A 5,297-nucleotide genomic window follows, 5' to 3' on the forward strand; every position below is an offset into this window, starting at 1 on the left:
TTGGCGTAGGTGTCAATGGCCTCGGTGCGCCCGTGCCGCAGGCCGAGGGATGCGGTCTTCTCCCATGAGTTGACGAACCTGTGCACGTCGACCAGCTCCGCAACGTCGTCGCGATCATGAACGAGCAGCGAGAACGCGCCGCCCGCGTCGACGGGCTGGAGCTGCGCGTGGTCCCCGACCAGCAGCACCTTCGCCCCGACCTCCGCCGCCAAGATGGTTATGCGGTCGAGGGAGATAGTGCCCGCCAGCGACGCCTCATCAACGATGACGAGCTGCCCCTTGAGGAACGTCTTGCCGGTGCGGTCGTGGGTGTCGAGCCACTTGGCCGTGTTCTCGGTCTGAATGCCGAGGTCATCGGCCAGGACCTGCGCGGCGACCGCGGACGGCGCGAGCCCGACCACGCTGCTGCGCCCGTGTTCGTGCTCCCACGCCCGCCGCAACGCCGACATCGCGGTAGTCTTCCCCGCCCCGGCCGGGCCCACCAGCACATCGACCACCCGGCCCGAGAGCGCGATCTTCGTCAGCGCGGCCGCCTGGTCGTCGCCGAGCATCCGCCCCTTGCTGTCAGGACGCTTCGCGATCCGTTCGAGGGTCGTCAACGGCAGAGTCGGGGCGGTGGTGGTCCGGGCGCGCTCAAGGAGCCGATCTTCGGCCGCCAGGAGTACCTCGGACGTGAACAGCGCGGAGTGCTTCGGACGGAACACCGATGTCCCATCCGGCCGGCGGAACGCGGCCGGGCTGGACGCGAGTTCGGGCGGGGTCAGGCGTAGCGACGCGGCTTCGGCGGCGTCCACGACCAGTCCGAGGACGGCTTCTCGGTCCTCGGTCGATGCGAACCGGTAGCGCATCGTCTGCCGCGCCGCCTCCGCGGTGAGGTTCCAGCGGTGCCAGGTGGAGCGCTTCTCACCGACCGCGATCACCACGTCCTGCCCGAGCGAGGCGATCACATGCAACGGCATGTCGTCGGCGCGCAGCAGGAGCGGTTTCTCGTTCACCGTGACGGTGCGCGCCCACGCGGTTGTATCCGACCCGAGCACCCGCCCGGCGCGCTCCCGCCAGGATGCGGTGAGGTCGGCCAACGACCGCACCTTCTTCTCGGGCCGGGTGGAAAGCGTAGCCTGGGCGCGGAGCTTCATGATCGTCGCCGCTGACGGCCGCCCGCCATGCGCCTCCACGTACCGGCCGATGAGGCGATCGGTCTCGGAGTCGATGTGCCGGGCGCGGGTGGAGAACTCCGTGATCAGCGCTTCCGGCACCGCGGCGATTGCCCATGCCGGGTTCCGGTCGCGGCCCCTGTCTCGCGCCTCCCACGAGACACCGAGCATCCGGGTTAGGTGGTCAGCGAAGACTGCCTCGTGCAGTTCGGAGAGGGCGACCACGGCGGCGTGCATCGGTCGCCCGTCCAACGACCGCCACTTGTTGTCGAGGACGGTCTGCACCTTGTTGCTGATAACGACGTGCGTGTGCAGGTGCGGATCGCCCGCCCGCGAGTCGTAATGATCGAACGCCGTCGCAGTCAGACCGCGGACGTCGACCTGCGCAACCGCACCGTCACGACCGGTTGCACCGGTGCGGGTGGCCGCAACCTCCCGCTCCATGAACGCAACGACCTCCGCAACCGTCGCATGGTGCGCGTCCGCGATCAACGCCTGCGTCCCCGCATCCGCGACCGCCCACAACACGCTCGCGGACTTCGGGATCGAGAACGTGAAGTCGAACCCCGCCACCGCCCGCCGCGTCCCGCGGTCCGCCTCCTCCGCTTCAATCGCGACGACGGCTTCGGCGAGAGACGCCGGCCCGAGAGCGGGATCGAGTGCCGCGGTGCGCGCCTCGACCCGCTCGGCCACGCTCTGGTATTCGGGATACGCACGGCCGAGCGGTTCACCGGTGATGGGGTCGCGGCCCATGCCGACCAGGAGCTGGAGCTGAGCTTCGGAGACCTGATCACCTACGCCGATCCTCCCGCCACCGAGCACGGTCACCCCGGCCCCAAGCCAGCGACCCGGCGGGGTGCCCTCAGCGTTGTAGTAGCGCGTCAACGGGGTTGAGAGCGAGCGGTCGCCGTCGCCGGCCGCGACGGTGCGCAGCAGGTACTTGTACCCGTCGCCCGCGCTCATCACCCGCATCGACACCGTCACCCCGTCCGCCCTTCTCCTCCTGCTCATCAGGTGAGCAACAGCCCGCAGAAACCGGGCTCACCCTCGATCTGCAAGAGGCGTGGCAGCTGTGCGCGGTACCGTGGCAGGTCGCGGATTCAGCAATATCCGCTAGCCAAGATGGGCTGCGTTGTGAAGGACGTGCGCCTGGGTGCCAACTGAGCTCGAGCACGCGTACGATCAGTTCCTCGGCAACCGTGCTCCGACAACGAATCAGGGCGTGGAAGTGCTTCATATGACGAGCTGATCGTCCGAGACCAGGTTGCCCGTATCCAAGAGGCTCTTTCTACGCGTTCTTACTGCGGTCACTGGAGTACGAAGCTCGCGTGATCGTCTAGGACCTCACCGCAGGGGTGGCTGAGGTCGCGGGCCTCGCTGGGGCGCTCGAAGAGGCCGATGTATACCAGTAGCGGCTTGCGAACGATCGTGTACGAGCGATGACGGTGCCGCAAAATTTGCGGCACCGTCATCATTGCGTGAAGGCCAGCGGCCTTTTCCCTTTAAGGTACGCCGCCGTCCCCGGGAGTCAAGGGCGGCATCGGGCACGCGGTCTCGTCAGATTCAGCCGTTGGACGCGTGGGAGCTATGTGTACACCTATCCGTCGCAGAGCTATAGTCACGCCTCGCCACCGCGGGAGTCGCAGTGTCGTCACTAACGGGCGTGGTACGAGATAGGAGAAAGCGATGAGCGCGGATCACGGCACGGACTCGCCTCGGTTGTTCCTGTCCGAGGAAGAGGCGGCAGCACAGCTCGGCATCCACCGGACGACGCTACGCGCGCTGGCCCTAGATGGCCGCTCCCCCATCGAGCCCGTCAATTTAACCGCGCACAAGCGGATCTACCGTCTCCGCGATCTCGAACGGTTGGGCGGGGTAGCGGAGTGAGCATTGAGTTGCGCCGGACTACAGCCGGAAGGCCCTACTATTTCGTTCGCGTCAAATCTGGTCGCCGGTTGGTGGCATCCAAGGCGTTCGACATCAAGCGAGACGCCGAAGTATGGGAACGGACCCAGAAGCATCTCGTAGAGACAGGCCGCCCGTTACCTCCTCCCCGGACCTTAACGCTCGGGAGACTCGTGACCCAATTCAAGATGGCACGCGCGGGCGGTAACCCGCACAGTGTTGACACTGACGTGAACAACCTGAATGCGCTGCCAGCGCACCTGCTCGAACGCCCACTCGCATCCATCAACGCGAGCGACATCCGCGCCCATCTGCTCGACCAACTGCGCGCCGGAAAGAAGCCATCCACCGTCGCCCGGGCAAAGACCACGCTGAGCGCGCTCTTCACCTTCGCCGCTGCCGAAGGCCTTCTGCATCAGCCGCATCCCGTGCGGTCGATGGCGCGGATCCCCGAGCTTGCAGCACCCGCGCTCCGCCCCGTCAGCCCCCATTCCATCCCTACGTCGCGGATCGTTGCATCGGCTCTCACCGAACTCCGAGGGCGCCGCTCGGATATCGCTGACGTCTTCGAGTTCCTCTCGCTCACGGGACTGCGTTGGGGTGAGCTTCGCGCTCTCCGCACGAATGCCCTGTCGGACGTTCCACTCCCGCAGTTGATCGTCGAGCGCTCACACTCCGACGGCTACGAAGAGAAGGAGCCGAAGTCTTGGCGCGGCACGCGTCTGATCCCGCTCTCCCCTCGAGCGGTGGCCATCTTCCGCGACCATGCTCACGGAAAGCCGCCCGAGGCCTACCTGTTCGCCAACCGCCGCGGCGAGCAGCTGAGCGTGGGCGTTGTCCGCAAGTTCCCTCTCGGCTTCCGCCGGCACGCCCTGCGCCACTACGCCGCATCTACCTGGTTACGGCTGGGAACACCCGTAAACGAGGTCGCCGAGTACCTCGGCGACGATCCGCGCACAGTACTTGCGGTATACGCCCACGTACTGGGAGAGGACCAGCGGCGCGCGCACCTGCGACGCCTCACGGCTTCCGAGGAGCATCCCTTCGAACAGCGTCACGCCCGACGCTCCCCCAACGATCGCCTTCCGGGGCTCGGCAGCTGACACTCCCCCGCGCTGCAACCGCTCGCGGAGCTGATGCATCGACCCGCCGCTATCTGTGAGCGGGACGGCCTCAATGGCTCTAGTCGCAGGGACGCTTGCGACGCATGGAGGGAGCGAACGGCGGCGGCTCCGGGCAGTCCGCAGAATCCGTCACCCGATCGGGGGACACCTGGGGGACACCTGGCGGCCGAAACGCGGCAACAACGCCCTATTGACCCGAGACCTTCAGAACGAAGAAAACCCCGCCTGAGCGGGGATTTTCACTGCGGAGACGAGGGGATTTGAACCCCTGGTCCCCGTGAGGGGACTCCACCTTAGCAGGGTGGTGCACTCGGCCGGACTATGCGACGTCTCCAGGCATCCGGCCGGAAAGCGCGGATGCACCTAGCCATCATAACGGGTCCGGCGAGCGGACACGAACCGCGCCCGGCCGGTCGTCCCTCCTCGTCGTCACCCGCCTGGGATACTGACCGCAGATCACGGACATCGCCAGCCGCTGATCCGGAGGGACGCCATGACCGAGAAGCTGACCGCGCACGGGACCGACTCCTCGCCTTCCAGCGGCCTGTGGACCCGACGCGCAGCCGGGTACGGGGTCGTGCTCGTGCTCCTCGTCGTCTCGTATGGACTGTGCGCGACGCAGCCGAGCACCGACCCGAGCCCGTGGGCCTTCCTGCCGATGCTGGCGACCGTCGCCGTGGTCTTCTACGTCACCGGAGCGACGCGGCTGGCGCAACGTGTGTCGTGGGTGGTGCTCTCCGCTGCCGGTCTCGCCGCGGTCATCGCCGGCGCCCTCGGGCTCGACGGCCCGCTCTTGGCCATCCCGCTCTCCGCCGCCTCGATGCTCGCGCTCCTCGTGGCGCCGTGGGTCATCATCGCCCACCAGGTCACCCGTCGCGGGCTCGACTTCGAAGCGCTCCTGGCTGCGGTCACGGCGTACATCCTCGTCGGGATGTTCTTCGCGTTCGTGTACAACCTGATGTCGCAGCTGTCTCCCACTCCGCTGTTCGGCGACGCGACCGCCGACTCCCTCGGAAACCAGCTGTTCTTCTCCTTCACAGCCCTGACGACGACGGGCTACGGCAACATCGTCCCGGTCGGAACCGGCGGGCAGGCGGTCGCGATCGCCGAGGGG

At 67.2% G+C, this 5,297-nt stretch carries 3 protein-coding genes, 1 tRNA gene and 1 pseudogene; 3 read left to right on the forward strand and 2 right to left on the reverse strand.

Annotated features, from left to right (window positions below; genetic code table 11):
* Nucleotides 1–2,126, reverse strand: a pseudogene (gene mobF / locus DSP71_RS23260) (MobF family relaxase); the annotation flags it as partial.
* A gap of 714 nt (nt 2,127–2,840) precedes the next feature.
* Here mobF and DSP71_RS06880 point away from each other — a divergent pair.
* A complete protein-coding gene (locus DSP71_RS06880; RefSeq protein WP_113680709.1) occupies nt 2,841–3,041 on the forward strand; it encodes a helix-turn-helix domain-containing protein in 201 nt (66 codons plus the stop codon).
* Complete coding sequence (locus DSP71_RS06885) at nt 3,038–4,162, forward strand: tyrosine-type recombinase/integrase (protein ID WP_181800686.1); 1,125 nt, start codon at nt 3,038–3,040, stop codon at nt 4,160–4,162. Before DSP71_RS06880 ends, DSP71_RS06885 begins: the two co-directional genes overlap by 4 nt.
* A gap of 266 nt (nt 4,163–4,428) precedes the next feature.
* On the opposite strand, the gene DSP71_RS06890 is transcribed toward DSP71_RS06885, so the two are convergent.
* A tRNA-Ser gene (locus tag DSP71_RS06890) sits at nt 4,429–4,517 on the reverse strand.
* A gap of 159 nt (nt 4,518–4,676) precedes the next feature.
* Between DSP71_RS06890 and DSP71_RS06895 the strand changes: the two genes are divergently transcribed.
* Nucleotides 4,677–5,297 (forward strand): potassium channel family protein (locus DSP71_RS06895; RefSeq protein ID WP_147251225.1); only part of this gene is annotated, 621 nt, incomplete at its 3' end.

Origin of the sequence: Microbacterium sp. H6 (assembly GCF_003314775.1) — a bacterium.
In the GTDB taxonomy this organism is placed as follows: Bacteria; Actinomycetota; Actinomycetes; order Actinomycetales; family Microbacteriaceae; genus Microbacterium; species Microbacterium oxydans.

Coding starts and splice junctions, on each gene's coding strand:
- DSP71_RS06880 (WP_113680709.1), top strand. CDS start 2,841: ATGAGCGCGGATCACGGCACGGACTCGCCTCGGTTGTTCCTGTCCGAG.